Origin of the sequence: Tumebacillus permanentifrigoris (genome assembly GCF_003148565.1) — a bacterium.
Taxonomy (GTDB): Bacteria; Bacillota; Bacilli; order Tumebacillales; family Tumebacillaceae; genus Tumebacillus; species Tumebacillus permanentifrigoris.
Genome location: NZ_QGGL01000001.1, coordinates 281,703 through 304,981 on the forward strand (window position 1 = coordinate 281,703; position 23,279 = coordinate 304,981).

At 56.9% G+C, this 23,279-nt stretch carries 14 protein-coding genes; 1 reads left to right on the top strand and 13 read right to left on the bottom strand.

Features of this window, described 5'->3' with window-relative positions:
- Positions 1-126 precede the first annotated feature (126 nt).
- The 5 genes from C7459_RS01275 to C7459_RS01295 form a co-directional block, all read right to left on the bottom strand.
- Positions 127-1,131 (bottom strand): 5-oxoprolinase subunit C family protein, encoded by a 1,005-nt coding sequence (locus tag C7459_RS01275; protein WP_109685461.1) that lies wholly within the window; start codon positions 1,129-1,131, stop codon positions 127-129.
- Positions 1,132-1,270: 139 nt separating this feature from the next.
- Positions 1,271-7,501 (bottom strand): S-layer homology domain-containing protein, encoded by a 6,231-nt coding sequence (locus C7459_RS01280; protein WP_109685463.1) that lies wholly within the window; start codon positions 7,499-7,501, stop codon positions 1,271-1,273.
- 230 nt (positions 7,502-7,731) lie between these two features.
- Positions 7,732-8,466: a YheC/YheD family protein gene (locus C7459_RS01285; RefSeq protein ID WP_109685465.1), complete on the bottom strand. Its 735-nt coding sequence runs from the start codon at positions 8,464-8,466 to the stop codon at positions 7,732-7,734.
- Positions 8,467-8,595: 129 nt separating this feature from the next.
- The gene (locus tag C7459_RS01290) at positions 8,596-8,805 is read right to left on the bottom strand and encodes a YwbE family protein (RefSeq protein ID WP_109685898.1); all 210 of its coding nucleotides are present in this window, start codon (positions 8,803-8,805) and stop codon (positions 8,596-8,598) included.
- A gap of 154 nt (positions 8,806-8,959) precedes the next feature.
- Positions 8,960-11,365 carry a penicillin acylase family protein gene (locus C7459_RS01295; protein WP_109685468.1) on the bottom strand — a complete coding sequence of 802 codons (2,406 nt, stop codon included), beginning with the start codon at positions 11,363-11,365 and terminating at the stop codon, positions 8,960-8,962.
- A 213-nt stretch (positions 11,366-11,578) separates the two neighbouring features.
- Here C7459_RS01295 and C7459_RS01300 point away from each other — a divergent pair, with 213 nt between their 5' ends.
- Positions 11,579-12,811: an MDR family MFS transporter gene (locus C7459_RS01300; protein ID WP_109685470.1), complete on the top strand. Its 1,233-nt coding sequence runs from the start codon at positions 11,579-11,581 to the stop codon at positions 12,809-12,811.
- 41 nt (positions 12,812-12,852) lie between these two features.
- On the opposite strand, the gene C7459_RS01305 is transcribed toward C7459_RS01300, so the two are convergent.
- The 8 genes from C7459_RS01305 to C7459_RS01345 all read right to left on the bottom strand — a co-directional run bounded on the left by C7459_RS01305 (position 12,853) and on the right by C7459_RS01345 (position 23,264).
- Positions 12,853-14,469, bottom strand: coding sequence for an ABC-F family ATP-binding cassette domain-containing protein (locus tag C7459_RS01305; protein ID WP_109685473.1), 1,617 nt, complete (start codon positions 14,467-14,469; stop codon positions 12,853-12,855).
- A 94-nt stretch (positions 14,470-14,563) separates the two neighbouring features.
- Positions 14,564-15,541 carry a type I phosphomannose isomerase catalytic subunit gene (locus tag C7459_RS01310; protein WP_109685475.1) on the bottom strand — a complete coding sequence of 326 codons (978 nt, stop codon included), beginning with the start codon at positions 15,539-15,541 and terminating at the stop codon, positions 14,564-14,566.
- A complete protein-coding gene (locus C7459_RS01315; RefSeq protein WP_109685477.1) occupies positions 15,522-16,469 on the bottom strand; it encodes an ROK family protein in 948 nt (315 codons plus the stop codon). The genes C7459_RS01310 and C7459_RS01315 overlap by 20 nt, the downstream gene beginning before the upstream one ends.
- 196 nt (positions 16,470-16,665) lie before the next feature.
- Positions 16,666-19,245 (bottom strand): beta-mannosidase, encoded by a 2,580-nt coding sequence (locus tag C7459_RS01325; protein ID WP_109685482.1) that lies wholly within the window; start codon positions 19,243-19,245, stop codon positions 16,666-16,668.
- 19 nt (positions 19,246-19,264) lie between these two features.
- Positions 19,265-20,227: a glycoside hydrolase family 130 protein gene (locus C7459_RS01330; RefSeq protein ID WP_245884357.1), complete on the bottom strand. Its 963-nt coding sequence runs from the start codon at positions 20,225-20,227 to the stop codon at positions 19,265-19,267.
- Between the two features lie 16 nt (positions 20,228-20,243).
- A complete protein-coding gene (locus C7459_RS01335) occupies positions 20,244-21,077 on the bottom strand; it encodes a carbohydrate ABC transporter permease (RefSeq protein WP_109685484.1) in 834 nt (277 codons plus the stop codon).
- Entirely contained in the window at positions 21,064-21,945 is an 882-nt protein-coding gene (locus tag C7459_RS01340; protein ID WP_109685486.1) for a carbohydrate ABC transporter permease, read from the bottom strand. The genes C7459_RS01335 and C7459_RS01340 overlap by 14 nt, the downstream gene beginning before the upstream one ends.
- Entirely contained in the window at positions 21,942-23,264 is a 1,323-nt protein-coding gene (locus C7459_RS01345; protein ID WP_109685488.1) for an extracellular solute-binding protein, read from the bottom strand. Before C7459_RS01345 ends, C7459_RS01340 begins: the two co-directional genes overlap by 4 nt.
- Between the last annotated feature and the right edge of the window lie 15 nt (positions 23,265-23,279).

Here is a 23,279-nt window from a genome sequence, read left to right on the forward strand (position 1 = left end):
ACTAATTCAGAAACACTCAATCTGCCTATTTACCAGTATATACATTGTAAACAACTATCTACTTTCATCTGCACAAAAAAAGCCAAGCATCCGCAAGTGGATGCTCGGCTTTTTCCAGATCAATTCTCAACGGTTTTGTGCAAGGATCGTGTTTTTGAGGATATGCAACCCCATCTCGCGCAGGTAGGCGAGTTCTTGGGCTTCTTGGATTGAGATCTCGTGGAATTTAATTCGTTCGCCAGGGCGCACTTGGGAGAGCACCGGGAAATCGACAGGAATGACGTTGGCGATGTGCGCTGTGGTCAGCACCCCTGTGCTCATCTGGATCACAGGTTCGTCGCCATCTGGGAGGCCGATTGCACCGATCAGTTCGGAGGAGGCGGAGGTGGTGGCAGACGACGATTGTTCGAGTCGCAAGGACACTCCGTCGAGACGGTAGTGCAGGCGGTCGGTCTCCGGCTTCAATTGGAAGGGACTTGTGAAGATGCGCTCGCGGGAGCCGGAACTGAACTCGGCGAACTCGCCGCTGCGCAGGACGCGGATGCGGCGCTTGGCGTTGTAGGACGGCATGATCTCGTGCGAGACAAACCACGGGGTGGTTGCAAACGCACGATGCTTCGCTTTCTCGCGCAGGGTGATCATACGGCGCTCGCCCGTCTCAGACGGCAGCCCGAATTGCAAGGTGTCGCCCTCGCGCAAGGCATGGCCTTGGTGCAAGGACGCTCCCGGGCGCGGGCTGGAGAAGCGGTAGTTTTGAGCTGTCGGAACTTCAAAGCCCCCGGAGACGGCGAGATAGGCGCGGAAGCCGGACTTCGCGTCGCCAAAGCGCAGCACGCTGCCCGCATGGACGTAGACAGGTCGCCAGTTCGGGATCGCCTGCCCGTCCACCGTCGGTTCGAGGTCGCCCCCACAGACGGCGATCAACGCCTCACGCTCGAACAGAATCTCAGGTCCGAGCAAGGTGATCTCCAGCGCAGGCTCCCCTTCTTCATTGCCAACCAGCAGATTGGCCGCCAGCAAAGCGAACGAGTCGATCGCTCCTCCGACTGCAAGCCCCTCCTGCCCAAACTCATACCGGCTGCGTTCTTGCAAGGTGCTGAACAACCCCCTGCGGATGATCTTCAGACTCATGGATATACCCTCCCAAATCAAGTTTGGAAATTTTATAATTAAAAATAATTTACGATTTATCGCATGTGTTTAGTTTACTACATCATTGCTCCGATTCATAGCACAAAAAAGACCCCCTGAGGCAGGGGGTCTTTTTGGCTTACTCGCCGAGCAGTTTGTAGATGACTTGTGCGCTTTCCGCACGAGTGGTCTGGCCTTGCGGGGAGAAGGTATTGTCACCCTCACCTGCGAGGAAGCCCAATTGGACTGCCGCTTGGATCGAGGTCTGTGCCCACGCGCTGATGTCGGCTGCGTCGTGGAAGGTCAGTTCCGCGAGATCCGTCGCCTCGTGACCGGTCTTCACAGCATGTGCACGCATCAGCATCGCGGCCATCTCTTCACGGGTGATCGTCTCGTTCGGAGCGAAGGTGTTCGCGCTCCGGCCATAGACGAGTCCTGCTTCGCTGGCGGCGGCGACAGACTGTGCATACCAGTCGCTTGCATCCACGTCGGTGAAGGAGGCGTTGTGCATCGCCTTCAGGTCGAGGGTGCGCACGAGCAGTGCGGCGAATTCGGCGCGGGTGATGTTGCGCTCCGGTTCGAATTGGTCATCGCTGGTGCCGGTGATCACATGCTTGGCGGTCAGCTCTTGGATCGCATTCGCCGCCCAGTGCTTGGCATCGAGGTCAGCGAAGTGCTTGTTGAACTCAAGCACTGCGTATTTGGAGAAGTGGTGAATTTCGACGGTCATGGTCTTGCCGTCTGCACTCAGCTTGCCACCGACGAATTCAAGTTTGCCATCGTCGCTGATGTAGTAGATGCCGAGCAGCTTTTTGTTCGCATTGCCGTTCACTTGGAACGTCAGGGTGAGCGGATGGTCGAATTGGCTCAGAGCGGACGTTTCCTTGCCATCTGCACCGACGAGCGCGAGGTGGAAGTCATAGACGTCCGAGACAGCCGCGACGTTCGCCTTGCCTGTCTCGCTCGCTTTGCCCAGCAGGACTTTTTTCGTTGCTTCGTCCAGCGGCTTGACTTGCAAGGAGATCTGCTGGCCCGTGGTAGCGCCCGTTTGATTGACGAGCTGGGTGAGGGTTTCTGTCGGGACATGGAGCACGACATTGCCCTGCGTGAGTTCCAGTTGCTTGTTACCCAGCAGTGCGGCGGTGTTGGTCGGCAGGAAGACTTCGTTCTTGCCGCTGATGTTCAAGGTGACGTTGGTGCCGTTGCTGGATGCGTTGATCGCGTCCTTCAACTGCTGCTCAGAGATCGTGCCCGGCTTTTCTGCCGGCTTGCCGTTCCCGTTGCTATTGCCGTTGCCATTTCCACCTGCGTTGTTGACGTTGACCGTGCTGGTGGCGGTGAAGTTCCCATCCTTCGTCGTGACGGTGACCACGGTGTGGCCTGGTGCGAGCGGGGTGACTTCGCCGTTCGCGTTGACCGTTGCGACGGTCGGATCACTGGAGCTCCAGGTGACATCCTTGACGGTTGCGTTGGCAGGTTCGATCGTGGCCGTCAGCTTGGTCGCGGCTTGACCCGCCGTCAGCACCAGCAGTGACTTGTCGAGCGCAACGCCAGTGACAGCAACCGGCGCGACTGTGGACTCGCGGGTGATGTCCATCTCCAGCGTCTTGGTCGCTTGACTTGCGCGGCCCTTGTCGGTGTACCACGGCAGGTTCATCGTCTCCGCGCTCGGTTCGATGTGCAACACGAAGTGGTTGAGACCCGGTGCCAGTGGCAGGTTGTCAACTTGGACGTTGCCAAAAGCATCCATGCTGCCAGCCGGAATCGGTTGGCCGTTGATGGTGTAGGTCACGCCATAGGGCACGTTGGCTTTGAGCGTGAAGTGATCGTCTGGCGTCGAGTAGGTGATTTTTTCACCATACGAGATCCGCGGCATGGTGACGATCATCGGCATATCCACCCAGCGCAGGACATAATCGTCCACGACCATCTGGTTGCTGCCTTGGTTCTTGACCGTCAGCTTCATGTTGGTATCGGTCGAAGAGTACGCATAGTTACTCGGGTCTTGGGTGTCGTTCGCCATGCGGTTGTGCGAGGTCAGCGCTTCGGTCGACCAAGTGCCACGGGTGTATTTGTACTGAATTGCCTTGCCTGACATCATCTTGAAGCTGTACTCGACGACATCGCGGGAGGTCGCGCCACTCGGGACGTTCAACTTGCCGCCCGATGAGTTCCAGCCGTTGAGGTCGCCCGCGATGAAGATATCATCCTGCACCGGCGTGTAGCTCGGGAGATGCACGCGCAGTTTCACATCGACCATAACGAGCGTCGGGGTGACAGACTGTTCGTTGGACAGCGCACGGTTGTATGAGCTGTCTACTGCGGAGACCTTGTACGTGTACGCCGTGTCATTGCTGACGGTGAAGTCGACGTAGGAAGTCACCGTTTTCTCCACGACTGCGAGCTTTTCAAAGTCGGTGCCCGTCGACTTGCGATACACTTCGAATTGGTAGACGCTCGCATCGAGGTCATCCTCCGTCCAATTCAGTTGGACGCGGTTGGACTCGACGTTGATCGCAGCCAGTTCCGGCGCGTTCGGAGCTGTGGTGTCGTTGGCGTCTGCATAGACATCGACAAATGCTTGTGTCGACTCCGTGTAGGTCTCGCCATTGTCGGTGGAGACTTTGCCGAAGTAGTAGTGCGCGCCTGCTTCGGTCGGTTCAAATGTCGCCCAGTAGACTTTTTTGCCATCATTGGTGTCTTGCTTGTAGCGCAGTTTGGTGTCGGTCGCTGTGGCTTTGTTTTTGCCTTCCTTATAGAAGGCGAGACGAGCGATCAGGTTCGGTGCATCCTGACCTGCATACGCCGGATCATCGGTCAGACCGGGTACGTTGACTGTGACTTGGATTTCGGAGGTCTTGTTTCCAGCGCCCAGCGTCACCGGAGTTGACTGTTGGGTGATGTCAACTTCGCTGATCTCAAATGCCGGGGTTGCGGCCGCATACGCACTCAACGGGCTCTGCCCGCCATCGGTCGTTGCGGTTACGGTGTAGTAGTACTTCTTGCCATTTTGCACATTGACGTCCATCCACGTGGTGTCGGTGATCACGCCCACGCGTTGCAGTTGTCCGCCTTCGATCGGTGCGCGGTAGACGGTGTAGCCCGTCGCTGTGGCGACTGCATCCCACGTGAGGGTGACGCGTTGGTTGCCGCCGGTCGCGTGGACGTTCTCGACAGACGGAACGACGACGAGATCGGTTGTGGAGGTCATCATCAAACCGCTCATGCCTTTGACGGTCAGTTCAATTTTGCCGTCTACGGTCGTGCCTTCCACCGTGTTGCCCAGTTGGTCTCGAAGCGTCAGACCGTCTGGCAGGAACCCTGCAACATCCGCTTGGATCGTCGCATCGTTCGGCCCACGGTTGACGACGACCAGACCGGCTTTGCTGGCCGTTTTGCGTGCGTAGGCGATGACGTCGCCTTGGGTGTACGCCACTTTCAGATCGCCAGTGCGGAACACTTCGTTGTCGTCACGGGTGTTCGCCGCTTTTTGATAGGTGTCAAACAGGCTTGCATAGCGCTCAACACCTGCATAGGTGCCGTTCGAGCCAGAGACGCGCTCCCACGGGAACGAGCGGCGGGAGTCCGGGTCCTTGGTGCCGGTGAGCCCGACTTCATCGCCGTAGTTGATCGTCGGCGCGCCCGGATATCCCATCTGGAAGATCGCGGTCAGCGCTTGCATCTTGAGTGCTTTGTCAGACGCATCCGGGGCGATCGCGAGGTGTTCCTCTTCCCATTCCGGTTTGTCGTACTTGGTGATCGAGCGGATCGTATCGTGCGAGTCGACGAGGTTGAGCATGACTTGCCATGCTTCTGCCGGGTAGTCTTCGCGGATCGATTCCAGCGCGTCATTGAATTGCTGCGCGTTGCCGGAGATGATGAAGCCCTGCAGCGCGCCACGGAAGCGGTAGTTCATGACCGAGTCAAACTGGTCGCCGAGCAGGAAGCGAGTTGCGACGCCCCACTCTTCGCCGAGGATGACCGGGTCGTCGATCGGTTCGCCGTTGGCATCGAGGCGTCCGGTCGTCGACTTCACCGCTTTGCGGAATTGTTGCCAAGTGCCAGCGGAGACGTCCGGTGCGACATCGAGACGCCAGCCGCGCGCGCCCATCCACTCCCAACGCTGCGAGTTCGCGTTTTGCATCATCGCGCTCGCATCTTCGTCGGTCTTGCCCGTCAGGTCGTGACCGATGACGATATCACGGTAGCCCAAGACATTCCATTCATGGTTGCCCGGCAGCGCTTCGGTATCGCCTGCTGCTGCGGACGGTGCATCGACAACCGGGAGGGAGTCATAGCCCCACCAGCCTTCGTACTTGTAGTGGTTTTCGACTTTTTCATTGGAGACGGTGAACCACTTGGTGAAATCAAAGTCCTGTGGGTACTGGTAGTTCTGACCCGTCGCCGGGTTGATTTGCGCCGTGAAGGAATCGATGACTTCCTGCTCTGCGATCATCTGCGACTTGTGTTCCACGTTGACTTTGTCCCAAACTTTTGCCCAGAACTCGTAAGCGCCGATCTCCGGGTACTTGCCATAGCGGTCAAAGTAGATGGAATCATCGCCCACGTGATTGAACACGCCGTCTACGATCAACTTGATCCCCTTCGCACGCGCTTGCTTGGCGAATTCTGCAAAAACACGGTCGGACGCGACGCGTGTTTTTTCATAATCCATGCCTGACGTCGGGTCGCCCGGCGTGTTGTAGACCGGCTCGCCAAACATCGGGTCGAGGTGTTTGTAGTCGGTTGCATCGTACTTGTGGTTCGACGAGGCCCACGCGACCGGGTTGAAGTAGATGACGGTGACGCCCAGCGACTGGAGGTAGTCGAGTTTCTGTGCGGCACCTTGGATATCGCCACCGTAGAATTCGTTGGTCCAGAGGCCGTCTGTTTTCGCCCCTGGGAAGTACGGTTGCTGTTCCGGTTTCGTGCGATCCGGGTTCTCCGGCACATCCGACCATTGGCCCGCGACTTGATCCGGGGTCGGGTCGTTCGGCACGCCACCATCGAAGTATTGGAGCTTGTGTCCGTCCTTCGAGGTCAGGACTTCGCCGGGCAGGGTCTCCCCGCCACGGTAGCCGTCTGCGGTTTTTGCACGGTTGTTGGTTTTGTCGCCGTCAAAGAAGCGATCCGGGAAGATCTGATAGACGACGGCGTTTTTCATCCAATCCGGGGTTTGGAAGTCCTTGGCGTAGACGGTGAGGTCATACGGCAACGCCCCTTCATCTGCGGAGACACCTGTGCCGCCGCGCGTGTTGTCCTCGCCGTACTCGACTTTGGTCGGGCCGTCGATCAGGATGAATTTGTAGCCCCACACGCCGATGCCTTGGAAGGCCGTTTTCGGGATCGTGACTTCCCAGAAGTCTTTTTCATCGAACGTGGTGGCTTTGTGCATGTCATAAGCGGAAGCGAGTCCTTGCGGGTTGGTCAGTTCCACGCGCGCGACTTGTGCGTCACCCGCCGCTGTGGAAAAACGCAACGTGAGGTCTTCCGTTTGCTCCTTGATCGCGCCAAACGGTTTCTTGTACGTCACCGTGCGGGAATCAAAGGCGAGCTTGTCGCGATGGATCGTGCCATCGAACTGGCCTTCTGCCGGTTTGTAGTCGGTGGAGAGCGACTTGCCGTTCTGCAGGTCGATCGAGAGCGTCACATCCGCCGGGTCGATCGTTTGCAACTCAAAGTTGTTACCGCCCGCATCGCCATACGCTGGAGCGCTCCAGTTATCGCCTTGGACGACCTTCATCGCGTACTTGCCGACGGGAAGTGAGCGCTGCAGTTGGTAGACCGTGTTGTCAAAGTGCGTATCGACAAACATCTGCTTCGCTTGATCCGGGCTCCAAGCCGGTTCGCCAAACACCGTCTGGATATCGCCGACCAATCGCGGCCACTCGGCATCGGTCAGCGCGGGGGTGTACTGGGGCAAACCAGCGACGCCCGGCAGGTTGATGCGCGCTTGGCCCAGCGCGTCATTTACGTAAAAATTGACCTTGGACTGTTCACTCAGGTCAAACTGGAAGTTGCTGCCGTTGTCGGAGTATCCGTCCCACGTGCCTTGGTGAACGAGCTTGAAATCATAGTGGCCCGGCTCCAGCACGGTTGAGTATTCATAGAAATCGCCGACGAGGTGTTTCAGTTGCGTCGTGGTGGACGCGTTGTCCCAACCTTGGAAACTGCCCGCTACGACCCACTTGCTTTTGCCACCCGGCTGGTCGACCAAGACGTCCGCTTGGACGACGGTTGTCACGATCGGGTTGTCAACTGCTCCTGCGATCGCAGGCCACATCGAGCCACCGATCATCTGCACGACCATCAACGATGCCGTGATCAACGACCAGTTGCGCACCTGCTTCTTGCGCAGTAAAAACTGCATGTGAGAACCTCCTTTATCATCTCTAATCTTGAAAGCGGTTGCATGAAGCGTGGAAAAATCGTGCAACCGCTTGCATCTTAGGCCGCACGAAAAACTTCACACTCTGTTCACAAACTACATCTATTGTAGTGCAAATTCTGAAAGCTTGGCAAGTGCAAAAAATCACCTCTTGCTTTCAGGTGCTTGGGTCCTCATATGGAGCTTCTAAAAAAACAACCCTGCCGCGACGGCTAGGGCTGTTTTCTGCGCTTCATGGCGCGCCGGTACATCTCGTTGTCGACGCGGCGCAGGATGTTCAGGCTGACGCGTCCGTTGACTTCGATCAACCAGAGTTTGCCCTGCTCATCGAGCCCGATGTCGAGACCATAACGACGGTTCCGATAGCGCTCGCCCAACGCGCTGGCGACTTGTTCCGAGATCAGTTGCAGATCGCGCAGGATCGCGGCGCGTTCGTCGAGCGAGAGCGGGAGCGCGCGGAGGTACGTCTTGACCGTCAGGATCTTGCCACCCGACTTGAGGTTGGTGATCGCGAGACCGGGTGCGGCCGCTTTGGCGTACAGGCCGAGCGTCTCCCAGAGACCTTTTTCATGGCGTTGCACGAGGGTGCGGATATCGACCGGACGTCCGTGCCATGGGCGCAACGCGATGCCTCGCTGGATGATGAAGGTGCGTCCGCGCGAGATCGACCGCAGAAATCGATCGAATGACGCGATGTCAGCGAGCGTTTTTTTCCGTTTGCCAGATTGGAGGAGCAACCCGGTCGGCGTGCGCGTGAGGCAGAGCACATCGAGTCCGCCAAACGAGTCGTTCGGTTTGACGTAGAGGGTCTCGTAGCGCCTGAGCATCGCACGCAACGCAGACGGGGTGTAGAGCCGTGTCTCCGGTTGAAGGTCGGCGAGGGCCGGGTCGGAGCGGAGCAGTTTGTACTTGGTCCACTTGCTGCCAGGCATCGTGGGCTTTTTCAAAGGGAGATCACCTCCATCGGGGTCTCCCCTACGATATGCGGCGCACGTTGCCGATGTTGCGACCGCAGAGGGATCGAGGCGTACAAAAAAAAGACAGGGCCTGTATGTCCCCCTGTCTTTTTCCGATCCTCAGTTGGTGGTCGTGCCGGTGATGATCTCCTGCACCCGCCCGACTTGCCCATCGGCCAGCCGGACTTTGATGCCATGCGGATGGGTCGGGGAGCTGGTCAGCAGGTCTTTGACGATCCCGCGTGTGCGCTTGCCCGTGCGTTGGTCCTGTTTCAATACGATATCCACCGTAAGCCCCGGTCGGATGTTGCTGCGCGTTCTGCCGTCGATGATGATGACCTCCTCAGGTTGTGACAAGTTCCTCTACTAGATTGCCACATCTCGCCCCGATTGCAAAACCGAATGCATACTTTTCACATGCTCCCGCCCCAAAATCGGCAAAAAAAACCTCTCTGCCAAGGCGGCGAGAGAGGTTTTTTTCAGATCACCCTTGGTGTTTCGCCGGTTGTAGTTCCCAGCGTTGTGTATTCTGTGGGTCTTTCTCTGCGTCGTGGAAGGACACGAACTTCGCGTAGTTCCCGGTCGCCCATCCTGCGAGACGGTCGGTGTACCAGCCGGAAGTCGGGTCTTCTGATTGCCCGCCTGGGTAGATGCCCGCGCCGGTGTAGTGCTTGTCCAGCACCGTCACCATCCGCCACGAAGCGCCAAACGTAGCGGTCATCCCCGGCGAAACGTTCAGCGTGAACGTGTCACCGTCACATGGAACCGGCCCGTAGCTCAGCGACGGTTCACCGATCAGCGACGCGATCAGACGGTTGTGGACACTGCCCCATGTCCACGTGTCGACATCGGTGCCGAGTTTCTCCTGCAAGGTGTTGACCATTTTGTGGAACGCCGCCACCATGACCTCTGGTGCTGTGCGCGCAACGCCCGTCTGCGGATTCGTGAAGAACTCGTTGGTCGGGTCTGCGAGCGTCCAGTGCTCCAAGTTCTGATCGAGCGCGGAGTTCAAGTACTCGATCGGGCTGGCGTTGTATTCCTTCACCGGCAGTCCGGCGAGGTTCATCCACGGGTCGAACGTCTCTTGCAGATACGATGACCAGAACTCCCACCACAGCGTCGGCCCGACTTCGGTCGCGAGCATCTGGTAATCCCAGCTCGACAGCACACGCAGCGCTTGGATTTCCAAGTCGCCGGAGACTTGACCTTGCATCGTATTCAGCAACACCGGCACAATTTTGGCTGCGAGGCAATCGGTGACATCGAACTGCATCGCCACGAAATCCTCTGGGCTGAACTTGTCCTTGGCGGCGAGCAACTGATGCGCACGGTTCGCTCGGTAGCCAGGGTCGAAGTTGGTCGCGGTGCCGAGGTAATACGGATAGTCGGGACCGGCTTGGCGTTGGTTCGAGGTGCTGAGGTAGTGCTGCTCCGGGTTGTGTGCAAGCGGCATCGCTTCCTTCGGGACGAGTCCGATGATGTCCGCTTCCCCAGTTCCGGTCATCGGCAGCCATGGTTTGACTCCCTCGCGGAACATGGCCAGACGACCTCCACTGATGATCCCGATGTTGTTCTGGTCATCTGCACAGCACCAGTTCAGCGGGGAGTTTTCTGCGAGGCGGATCGCCGCCTTGAATTGATCGAAGCTCTTGGCCTGCGTCGCTTTGTGGTAGGCCGTCGCCCCACGTCCCGGCACGCCGTAGACCCACGTCAGCGCATACGGGGCATCCCCGCGCATGATGATCGGCCCGTGTACGGAGGATTGATACGTGTGTTCGACCGTCTCGGCCCCTCTGACTTTGATCTCTGTCGTCGTGGTGAAGAACTCATGCCACGCGCCGTCCCAGAGGTATTGATTCGGGTGCGCTTCGTCGGTGTGCTCCTTATAAAAAAAGTTCGAAGCGTTCTGCCCGGAGGTGACCCCCCATGCGAGATGCTGGTTGCGGCCGATGAACACGAACGGGTTGCCTGGCACGGTTACCCCGGTGATGTCGAATTGCGGTGTCTCGATGTGAACTTGGTACCAGATCGACGGCAGGTTGAGCACGAGGTGCGGGTCGGCGGCGAGCATGGCTTTCCCGGTGGTCGACTTTTCCCCGCTGACGACCCACGCGTTGGAGTGACGGTCCCGTTGGTTGTGCGTCGGGATCTGGTTGAAGCGTGCGAGGAAGTCCAGACCTGCTTCCCGATCGACCGTCGCTTCGGTGGCAGCGACCAGATCTTCGACACTGGCGTTGGCGTGGGCATGGAATTCGCGGAAGTACTGTTCGGGCGAGATCGGGAACGGCTGCGGCGGGAGTTTGCGATACGGGCCGCGGTCGTAGGGATTCTGTTCGTTATTGGGAAGTACGGGGAAGAGCTTGGATAGTTTGTCCTCGCCAAGTTTGTCAGCGATCATGGAGTAGAGCACCGGAATTTCGGTGGAGGAGAGCAACTGCGACATGACGGCATTGCTCATCAGTGTATCCTGTGGTGTCCACGGCTCCGGGGTATACCCCAGTTGTTGGAAGAAAAAGGGCCATTGGCCACTCGCACGATATTCATCGATCACAGAATTGACCCCGGCGGTGTAAGCCTCGATCACGGCGCGGGTCTCTGGAACCGCTTGAATGAGCTTCCACTCGCCGTCTACGAGGCGGGAGAGGTTGAGTTCACGCTGGTATTTGTCAGACTCCAGCAAGGTTGGGCCGACTACTTCTGCGAGACGACCGTGGCCTTGACGACGGATGAAGTCAATTTGAAACAGTCGATACTTGGCGTGCAAGTACCCGACACAGTAATACGCATCCGCATCGTTATGGGCCTTCACATGCGGAGTCCCGTCAGGTTGGAAGACAATTTGTGCGGCGTGTTGCAACCCCTGAACGGTAACTTTGGTGTATGTGCTCACTGCATAAACCCTCCTTTACCTCTTGAAAAACTTTAAAACCAATCTATACTTCGTGAGTTCGGTCTATAAACTCCTACAGCGAGCGTATATCCCAAAATTAATTCTTTACATAAATTCTACTCGACAGTGAGTATTTGCGCAATTGTAGGATTCCAATCTCCTTGCTACAATGGTGATTGCGTCAAAACAAAACTACGATCTGGGGTGGCTCACATGCTCGAATCTCTCAAGGCTTATCCACGCGCGATGTGGATGCTGGCTCTGAGCATTACGATCTCGGCGATCGGGGAGAGTTTTCTGTGGCCTTTGACAACGTCATATATCGGATCGTTTGGAAAGTCGTTGATGACGGCGGGCGTTGTGTTGTTGTTGCAATACGCCACCATGCTGCTCGGCAACTTGGCGGGCGGCTGGCTGTTCGACCGCTGGAGCGGGCGCAAGACGCTGATCCTCTCGATCACCGCCGCGCTGTTGATCCTGATCGCGATGGGGACGTGGCAATCGTTTGAGTTGTATGTGGTCTTGCTGGTGCTGCTCGGGTTCTGCCAAGGCACGTACTGGCCGATCCAACGGGCGCTCAGTACGGTGTTGTGGCCCGAAGGCGGCAGGCGTGCGATCAACATGGTCTACGTCGCCAACAATTTAGGTGTCGCCATCGGCGCAGTGCTCGGCGGCTTGCTGGCCTCTGCTTCCTTCAAGTGGGCGTTCTACGGCAATGCGCTCTCGTATATCCTCTTCCTCGTGCTGTTCCTCGCGACGATTACCGAGGAAGTGGTGGCCAAAGCCAAGTCTCGCAGCGGCAAGCCTGCGAGGGAAACAAGCGCCACCGGCGCTGCACCCGTCGTGAAGCGCGAGACTTGGTACGCCCTGTTCATGTTGGCCATCGGTCTCGGCTTCATGGTCGTGACGTATAGCCAGTGGCAGACGACCGTTTCCGTGTATGTGCAGTCCACAGGCATCTCGTTGTCGAGCTACAGTGTGCTGTGGACGGTGAACGGCTTGGTGATCGTGTTGTTGCAACCCTTGCTGTCGTGGTGCATCCGCCGCTACGCTTGGACATTGCAGGTACAGATTCTGATCGGGGCTGGGCTGTTTGCCCTGTCGATGACCACGGTGCTGGTTTGGCCGAGTTACGCTGGGTTCGTGCTCGGGATGGTGATCCTCACGATGGGCGAGATGCTCGCGTGGCCTGGGGTTCCGGCACTGGCAGCAGAGTTGGCCGTCCCCGGTCGCGAAGGTCTGTTCCAAGGCATCGTCACCAGCGGTCAATCCGCCGGTCGCATGGTCGGTCCCTTGTTCGGTGCGTTCCTGTTCGAACAGTTCTCCGCCCAGACGATGATCGGCCTGATGATCGTCCTCTGCATCGTCGCCGCCGGTTTCTTCCTCACCTATAACAAAGTCGGGCTGCCCAAACCAATTCGCACGGCGAAGAATATCGATGCATAAAAAAAGGAGCCCCCGCGCTGGGGGCTCCTTTTTTACTACCACTAGTTGTACATCGAGGACAGTTGTTGCTGGATGCGCTCGTCTACGAGGTATTCGTCGTAGGTGGCGACTTTGTCGACGAGACCGTTCGGGGTGATCTCCATGATGCGGTTCGCGATCGTTTCCACGAACTGATGGTCATGGGAAACGAACAACAGGGTGCCCGTGAACTTGATCAGGCCGTTGTTCAGCGCCGTGATCGATTCGAGGTCCAAGTGGTTGGTCGGCTCATCCATCAACAGGATGTTCGCGCCGGTTTGCATGATCTTGGAGAGCATGCAGCGGACTTTCTCGCCGCCGGAGAGCACGGACGCTTTTTTCAGAGACTCTTCACCGGAGAACAGCATGCGGCCGAGGAAGGAGCGCACATAGGTTTCGTCTTGGTCGCGGGTGTATTGACGCAGCCAGTCGACGAGGGTCATGTCGTTGTTCTCAAAATACTCTTGGTTGTCTTTTGGGAAGTACGCTTGGGTGGTGGTCACGCCAAATGTAAACTCGCCGCTGTCCGGTTGGATTTCGCCCATCAGCACTTTGAACAACGTGGTTTTCGCCAGTTCGTTCGGGCCGACAAATGCGACTTTGTCGCCTTTGTTCAACGTGAAGGAGATGTCGTTGAGGACCTTCTCCCCGTCGATGGTGACCGTGAGATTCGAGACGGTCAGGATGTCATTGCCCGCATCACGATCCGGCTTGAAGTCGATGAACGGGTATTTGCGGCTCGACGGTTTGATGTCGTCGATGGAAATTTTATCGAGCAACTTCTTGCGCGAGGTTGCTTGCTTCGCTTTGGACTTGTTGGCGGAGAAGCGACGGACGAACTCTTCGAGTTCTTTGACCTTCTCTTCTTTTTTCTTGTTCTGGTTCTTCATCAAGGACAGCGCCAGTTGGGAGGACTCGTACCAGAAATCATAGTTCCCGACGTAGACGGTCATTTTCCCAAAGTCGATGTCCGCGATGTGCGTGCAGACGGTGTTCAGGAAGTGACGGTCATGGGAAACGACGATGACGGTGTTTTGGTATTTCAAAAGGAAGTCTTCCAGCCAGCGGATCGACTCGATGTCCAAGTGGTTGGTCGGCTCATCGAGCAGCAGGATGTCCGGGTTGCCAAACAGCGCTTGGGCGAGCAGGACGCGGACTTTCTGCGAACCGTCGAGTTCTTTCATTTGCTTGTCGTGCAGAGCGGTCGTGATGCCGAGACCTTGGAGCAATTCGGCCGCTTCGGATTCAGCAACCCACCCGTTGAGGTCGGCAAACTCGCCTTCGAGCTCTGCAGCGCGCATGCCGTCCTCTTCGGTGAATTCGCCCTTGGCGTAGATTGCATCCTTCTCGACCATGATATCGTACAGTTGCTTGTGGCCAAAGATAACGGTGCGCAGCACTTCGAACTCGTCGAATTCAAAGTGGTTCTGCTTGAGGATCGCGAGGCGCTCGCCTGGGGTGATGTTGACTTCGCCCTTGGTTTGTTCGACTTCGCCGGAGAGAATTTTCAGGAACGTGGATTTGCCTGCGCCGTTGGCGCCGATCAGACCGTAGCAATTGCCCGGTGTGAACTTGATGGTGACGTCTTCAAAAAGCGCGCGTTTGCCGTAGCGCAGGGTAATTCCGTTAGTCGAGATCATGTATGGATACCATCCTTTTGTAGGGTGTGCTATTTAAAAGGGAATAACAATTACCTAGTATAGCACATTGGCTAGAAGAACGGAATTTACCGCCTCAATAAAACGTTCGCAACACCTGCATGCGGGTGGTCGTCGTGAGTCGATACGCGCGTTGTGAGGTTGGAACCAGCACCGTGTCACCTGCTCGGAGTTCCAACACCGTGTCCTCTGTTTCCAAGTAGCCCTCCCCTTCGGCGATGATCACAACGTCTGGGTTGCCTGCACATCCCAACTGCATGGACTTCCCTGCGTCATCGAGGCACAGCTTCTCTATGGTAAAGTACGAGCATGTCAGCAGGCGCTCGTGTTCAATCCCATCCTCCCTATGCAACACGTACCGCTGTTGGTCGCTGGGGTCTGTGGCGGCCGTCTCGCCGTAGCGCATGACCTGTGCCGCTTGGTCGAGATGCAATTCGCGGCTGTTGCCTTGTGCATCGACGCGATCCCAATCATAGACGCGGTAGGTCACATCTGACGTCTGCTGGATTTCGATCAGGATCGTACCTGCCAGCAACGCATGCAGCGTGCGCGCCGGGACGAAAACCAACTGGTCTCGCGCAATCGGTCGCTCCTGCAAAAAGTCGACGACGCGCCGTTCGCGAACCGCCCGCCAATAGCTGTCAGGGTTCGGGAAGCTGTGCCCGTAGATCACCTTGGCGCCCGGATCGTGATCCAAAATGTACCACGCCTCCGTTTTGCCAAGGCTTTGCTCCCACTCGCGAGCCCGCTGATCGTCCGGGTGAATCTGCACAGACAAGTGCTCTCGCGCCTCCAAGAATTTGATCAACAACGGAAACTGCTGATGCGTTGCACCGCCCAGATACTCGGCAGGTTGCTCCTCGACCAATTCGACCAGCGTCTTGCCCGCCCACGCGCCGTTGACGACGACGCTTGCGTCTTGCGCCAATCCTGACAGGACCCAATATTCACCGATGGGCTCTGCACGCTCGATCTGAAACAGCGCCTTGAGCCGGTCGCCGCCCCAAGGGCGCGGTTTGACCACCGGAGCAAACTTAACGGGATACGCTCGCATCGCGCACATCCTCCCCTCTCTGCCAGACCACCGCCGCCGCTCCGACCACCCCCGCCCACGCTCCAACTTCGGAGGGCACGATGGCGGTCGTTCGTCCAGACGGATTCAGCGCACAGCCCTGCACATAGCTGCGCACCGCTTCGAACAGGGCATTCCCGACGTTGGACACCCCGCCGCCAATGATGATGCGCTCTGGGCTGAACAAGTTAATCAACGTGACACACCCCATCCCGATGTACGTAAACGTCTCCTCAACGAGCGCGACCAGCTTCGGATGCCCCGAACGGTACAGGGAGAAGACCTCTTCGGTGCTTACGATTCGTCCCAGCAACTCTGACCCTCGCCGGGCAATCGCCGTTCCCGAGGCGATCCATTCCAAACAGCCCAATTGTCCACAGATACAGCGCCCGCGTGCTGGATCGATCACGATATGCCCGACCTCTCCGGCATTCTCGCGGATCGAGGAGATCAGGTTCCCGTTCAGATACAGCCCAGCTCCGATCCCTGTGGAGATCGTGAGGTAGATAAAATGGTCGTTCGTCCGCGCTGCTCCGACCCATTTTTCTGCTAGCGTTGCTGCGTTGGCGTCATTCTCGATCAGCACAGGTACCGAGTATCGGCTTTGCAGATCTTCCAGCAAGGGGTAGTTGTGCCAGGTGGGCAAATTGGGCGGGCAGAGAAAGACCCCTTTTTTGACATCCAATGGGCCAGGCGCTCCCACTCCGATCCCTCGCACTTGCTCGAGAGTTACCTCCGCGGCAAGCAAGAGGTCGTCGATCCGCTCTGCGATCTGCTGGACCATGACGGACGGGGAGTTGTCGAGATGCGTCGGCAAGACGTGTTGCCCGATCACACGTCCCGCTTCGTCGACCAATCCGATGGCGATCTTGGTTCCGCCGATGTCAACGCCAATCACATACGGTTTCATGAACTCCCCCCTCTCTGACCACCTGCTTCATATGAAAGTATGCGGGGAAGCCTGTCACCGTTCACCCGCGATGCCACACCGTGCTCGCCCAGCTGGCCGTCCCAAATCATTCCGGCAGCCTGCAAGCGATTGCACCGATGCGTACATCCCGCTCTGCTGGCCTCACCTGTACCGCCATAGGTGTTCGGATCCATGCTCATCGCCCTCCCTCTCCATCGCCTGAAACCGCGTTCACCGAGGAGATGTGCAAGTGGTCCCACGGAATCTCCCCGCCGTCCAAGCGTTCCACCTGAATCTGCACAGACTCGCCTGGCAGCACATCAAAATAGTTATCGGAATACACCACAGACTTCGCCGGCAGTTCCAAACGAACGAACCGGGCAAATTTTTGGGACATGACCGTTACCGTGCGGGCTTCCCGATCTACTTGGACTTGCAAACCTGGCGTTTGCGGCAGGCGGAGATGCTTTTGATCGCGCAGGAAGTACGTATTGGGTCTCGCCTGTCCAGACAAGGACCGCACCCGCACGCCCACTTCCTCCGGCGGGCATCCGCGCAAGATCTCTGCCTCTGTAAGCGTGGAAATTTGCTGTGCCGTGTTGGATGGCACACGCACCGGCATCGTGTTTGAGGACAGCAAGGTGCCATCAAAGCGGATCGCTTCCACGCAAACATCGTCCACATACTCCACCAAGCGATCGTTGACAACCCAGATGTGCAACGGTTGTTCTGGATCATGTTCAATCGTCAGCAACAACGGCTCGTAAAAACGCCGCGCGTAATAATAGGAAGCCTTTGGAATGAGGTAGTAGTCGATCACCGACCACGAGGTGCCCGGCCAGCAGTCGTTGAGTTGCCAGAACAGGGTGCCACTGGTCAACGGCTTGTTGCGGCGGTAGTGTTCAATCCCGTACTTCAATCCTTCCGCCTGCGTCAACATGGAGAAAAACAGATATTGCTCGATGTCCTGCGGGATGCCGGTATACCCTTCCATGAGCAAAATACCTTTTTGGTGGTGGTAGTCCTTGTTGCGGTAGGACATCTCCGCACTCCCCCAGTAGAACTGACCGTCCGGAATGTTTTGCTGGAGCGTATAGCGGTCGGCCGCGGCGTGCATGCCAAACTCGCTGACAAAGCGGGAGAGGTCTTTTTTGAAATTCTTGAACGAGACGCCCTCGATGCTATAGTCCTGCTGTTGGATCTCACCAAAACGGCGCGGCTCGATGTTGCCATGCCAAACTTGCCAGTTATGGCGGTCTCCCGCTTCGGCGGCGTTGTGATCGTTGCCGCCATAGGGTGAACTCGGCCAATAAAAACGGGTCGGGTCAAGATCGCGGAGCAGTTTCGGCATGAGATCGTGGAAAATCTTTTGCCCATAAAACGGTGTCGTCACTTCCCCGTTAGCGGTAAACACCTCATAGACCCAATCGATCTCGTTGTTCCCGCACCAGAGCGCGAGGCAGGCGCGGTTGCGCAGCCTTTTCACGACCTGCACGATCTCCTCGCGCACGTTCTCCATGAAGTTGCGGTTGAAATCGGGGTAGAGCGCACAGGCGAACATGAAGTCCTGCCAGATCAGAATCCCTTGCCGATCACACTCGTCATAGAACACGTCCTTCTCGTAGATGCCGCCCCCCCAGATGCGGAGCATGTTCATGTTCCCCCGCTTCGCCAATTCGATCAGGTGTACGTAACGGGTGTCGGGGACCGCTCCGATCATGTTGTCAATCGGAATCCAATTCGCTCCTTTGGCAAACAACTTGATGCCGTTGAGCACGAAAGCGAACACGGATTGACCGTCCTGATCGACCTGTTCCACCTCGATTGTGCGGATGCCGACCTGTTGCGCAACACGATCCACAACCCCCTGCTCACCCGACACGATCACATCCAACCTGTACAGATGCGGGTCGCCTAGATCGTGTGTCCACCACAAGTGCGGATCGGGGATCTCCAGCGTCATGCGGTGCAAACTCGCTGAGCCAAGATAGGGGCGATCCACCCGATTCGTTGTTTCCCTGTAGGGATGCAGCGGCCGCGCACTCGTGTGAACGATCCCGTCCGCCGCTTGGAGCCGCACTTCCAGTACGGCATGCTGCATCTCGGCAAACGATTCGACCGCAACCTCGACGTCGAGAATCGCCAGCCCCGCTTGCAAACTTGTGGTCTTGGCGAACACGCTCTCGATCTTCGCAGCATGCCTCGTCGTCAGATACACGTCCTTCCAAATGCCTGCCGTCACAATTCGCGGTCCCCAGTCCCAGCCGAAATTGGATTGGCACTTGCGCGTCCAGATGCGTTCCGCGCTGTATCCAGACCATTGCGTGTGTTGTTTGTCCCGCACATGTGGGTCGATCGGATCAAATTTGACCGCGATGATGTTGCGTCCGTCACGCACTTCGCGGGTGACATCGAACGTGTGGGCGATGAACATGTTCGCCGTGCTGCCCAACTCCACACCGTTCAGGTACACCGTCGCAAACGTATCGAGCCCTTCGAACGTCAGCTCCAACGCTTCACCCGCCCACCCGGAAGCATCAAATGAAAACTCGGTACGGTACCACCAAACCTTCGCTTCGACCCACTGACACTTGAGGTCGTTGTGCCCAACGAAGGGGTCGTCGATGATCCGCTTTTCAATCAAGGTGGAATGGACATCGCCCGGCACAGCCGCCGGGAGCCAGAAGTGATCCACATACTCGGGCGCGGCCACATACAAGTCGCGCACCTGACCGACATCAAAACTTTGGATCTTCCAGTTGCGGTCGATCTTCAATCTGCATTCCCCCTTCAGCTCATCCTTGCGACTTCCAGATGGAGACTCCAATCTTGGAATCGGCCATGCCGTAGTAGAGATAGTGCGCGCCCTTGTACGCGACCAAGCCCTCGACGAACACCACGTTATCCACTTGCCCTTCCAGTTCATCGCGAGTGCCCGGTACGAGAAACGGTTCGCGGGTGCGCTTGAGCACTTGTTCCGGATTGTCCTTGGCCAGCAACACTTGTCCAGTCGCATATCGCACCTTGCCAAACCCGGCGTCAGCAGGATCATCGACGATGCGGGCCGCGTTGTAGATCAACACGATGCCTTCCTCTGTCAACAGCGGTTGCGGGCCTGGCTCAATCAGCACGCTGTCAAATGCCTGCGGGTCCTCCGTCGGGCTGAACACCGGTTTTTGCACAGGAGTCCAGTGGAGCAGATCTTCGGAATACGCCACCCAGATGGACTTGTCACCAAAATACATCACATAGCGCCCATCCAACGGCTCCGCGAGGATGGCGCCCGACTTCGACCAGACCAGATCATAGCCTTGCGACCACTCTGGAAAGAGGATGCCGTGCTTCTCCCAGTTGTACAGGTCTTTTGAAGTTGCCAAGCACAGACGCGCATGCTTGCCGTCATACGCGGTGTACGTCATGTAGTAGGTATCGCCTACCTGCGTGACGCGAGGGTCTTCGCACCCGCCCGGCAGCTCATAGGATTCCGTTGGCGACAGCACCGGCTCCGGTTCGCGGTGGAAGTGGATGCCATCCTCACTGATCGCGAGACCGATGCGCGAAGTTCCGTTCCAGATCCCTTCACCGGTGTGGTCCTCCGCGCGGTAAAGCATATAGATCTTGTCGTCCTTGACGATCGCCGCAGGGTTAAACAGGTCTTTCGATTCCCACGAATCGCCTTGCGGGCCCATGATCGGGTTCTTTTCATATTTTTCAAAAGGTCCTAAAAACGAACGATCTCCGAGTTTGAAGTTTTCCACGAGGGTCGTGCCTCCCTTATTTGAGCGCAAACTGAATGCCTTCTTTGAAATACTTACTGCAAGCGAGGAAGAGCAGGATGATCGGCACAGTCAGGATGACTGAAGCTGCATACATCGGTCCGGGATAGGCCCCATAGGGTCCGAACATCTGGGCCAACAGCACGTTCAAGGTCAGATGCTGTTGCCCTTTGACGATCAGCATGTCCCAGAGCAACTCCACCCAGCGCTCCATGAACAGGAACAAAAACACGATGGTCGTAATCGACCGCGACATCGGGAGCACGATGCGAAACAAGATATGAAACTCCGAGGCGCCGTCCAGTTTGGCGGCTTCGATCAGGTCATTGGGGATGACTTTGAAAAAGTTTGTGTACATGAAGATCGCCCACAAACTGACCGACTTCGGCAGGATCATACCCCAGTAGGTGTCATACAGTCCCAACTGCTTCACGATCAGAAACGATGGGATCAACAGAATGATCGAGGGAAAAAACATCTGGAACAAAATCACATTGTTGACTGCTTTCTTGCCTTTGAAGACGAACTTGGAGAGCGCGTACCCCGCGAGCACGGCGGTCAGCATCATCAACAGCGTCGACGAAATCGTCACAAACATGCTGTTCAGAAACGCCCGCAACCACGGACGTGGCTGCACATCTTCCGCCCCGAGCAACAACCATTGGTAGGATCGCAACGTGAACTTGGTTGGGAAAAAATTCCGGTCCACCTGATCCCAGACCGCGAGCGAGTGCATGACCATGTGTAGGTACGGGTAGATCATGATCAACAGTGTGATCGAGGCCAACGTATAGAGCACCGGATTGTGCCAGCGCTTTCTATTCCCAACCATAGCGGTCCCCCCACTTCTCCATCAGCTTGCGAATGACATAGATCGAGGCAAACGTGACCACAGATGCCAAGATCGCGATCGCCGACCCGTACCCGGCGTCCAACTTGCTGAAGGCTTGGGTGAAGATCTCCATCTGCCAGGTGTTGGTCGCGTTGTCAGGGCCCCCTTTGGTGAGGATGTAGACTTCTGTGAAAATTCCGAAAGTTACCCCTGCAGAAAGGATCAAGACCGTGAACAACGCAGGGTACAACATCGGCAAAGTGATCCTCCAAAACCGCGACCACCCCGTCACGCCGTCGATCGCTGCCGCTTCATACACTTCTGTGGGGATACTCTCCAACCCAGAGGTCAAGATCAGGGAGTAGTAGCCGATAAATTTCCAAGCGATGATCACCGCGACAATCAACAGGGCGGACACTGGACTGCCCAACCAATCGATGGTGAGGTTCCAACTGCCGCGCAGCCATTCGTTGAGTGGACTGTTGTAGGACAGAACGCCTTTTACGACCAACGATGTGGCGACACCCGAGGCGAGATAGGGCAGAAAGTACCCGACGAGAAACAGACTTTTATACCGTGGCAAACTGTTTACGAGCAGAGACACCAACAGCGAACCGGTCACGACGATGGGGACAAAAAACGCCATGAACTTATAGGTGACCCAGAACGCCGAGCGCACGCCGGGATTCTCCAGCGCTTTTTTGAAGTTGCCAAGCCCGACCATGTTGTACACCGGCGAGATCAAGTTCCAGTCGCTGAAGGCGAGATACATCGCCCAGCACAGCGGGATGAGGAAAAACACCAAACTATAGAGGAGGTATGGGCTGGTAAAAAGCCATCCCAGCACTCTATGTTCACGCCGACTCATTTTAATGCTCCTTGCAGTTCTTTCTTCATCGCGTTCCAAGCCGCGGCAGGATCAGATTTGCCTGTGACCACTGGATTGACCGCCTGTTTGCCGATCGTCGTCTGCAAATCATTGAATTTCGCGTTGTCGACTGGCGGGACACCGTTGGGAATCGAAGCGGCAAAGGGTTGCAGTTCCGGGTGCTGGCTCAAGTACGATTTGAACGAGTCGTTCGTGTTCATGTCGTCACGAGCAGGTGGCAGGTTGGTGATCTCCAGCCACTTCTGGTCATGCTCCGGCTTTGAGTAGACCCATTTGATAAACTGCATCGCCGCTTTTTGCTTCTCTGGTGCAGCTTGGGCGTAGATGACGAGACCTTTGGTGTCGGAGAACGTTTTGACATTCTCAGTGCTCATGCCGTCCGGCACAGGTGGCGGGGATAACACATAGGATTCATTGAATTTCAATTCTGGGTATTTTTCTTTCCAAGTGGAGAAGGTCCAAGGGCCGATCGTTGTCCAAACGCTCGTGCCTTTTTCAAAGGGATCGGTGGATTGGTTGGTGAGCAGGAGGTTGTTTTTGCCGAGGTCTTGGAGGAAAGTCAGCGTCTTCACGCCGGAGGTGTCGTCTGCGGTGAGCTTGTTGCCTTCGATGAACTTGTTTCCGTTCGAGGCGGCGTCGTAGAGCATAAAGAAGTCAAACCAGCGTTTCCACCACGTGGGATCGGTTAAGTCCGGGTTGGCCCAGACGTACTTGTCGGGGTACTTGTCCTTGAGCTTTTTGCCAAGGGCCATCACGTCGCCATACGTCTTGGGCGGTTCGTTGTAGCCGAGTTGCTTCAGCATGTCGATCCGCCACGCGAACAGCATCGCGTTCGAGTAGATCGGCAGGACGTATTGATGGTTGTCTGCAAATTTCCAAGAGGAGATCGTGTTGTTCATCTGGCGGTTCTTGATGATCTCGCCCCAGTCAGACAGCGTGTCTAGTGGAACCAACGCCTTGCTGTCGCTCAACTGTGCCGCAAAACCGCGTGAGATATTCTCCGAGATCGTCGGCGCGCTGCCGCCTGCCAGCGCTGCTTGGATGCCCGCTTCCGATGACGGTGATTCTGGCATCGGAGAGACATTCACTTTGACTTTCGGGTTCTCCTTGGCAAATTCATCGGCCATCTGCTGCCAGTATTTCTGTTGCGGCGGGTTCGGAGCGGCCCAAAAATCAATCGTTACCGTCCCGTCGGGTTGGGTCGTCGTCTTCGTCGTCTCTTGGCTACAACCCATCAAGAATGCGCTGGCCAGTCCGGCCGTCAGAACGACCGCCATCACCTTTTTACATTTGTACATTGTAAATGCCTCCCT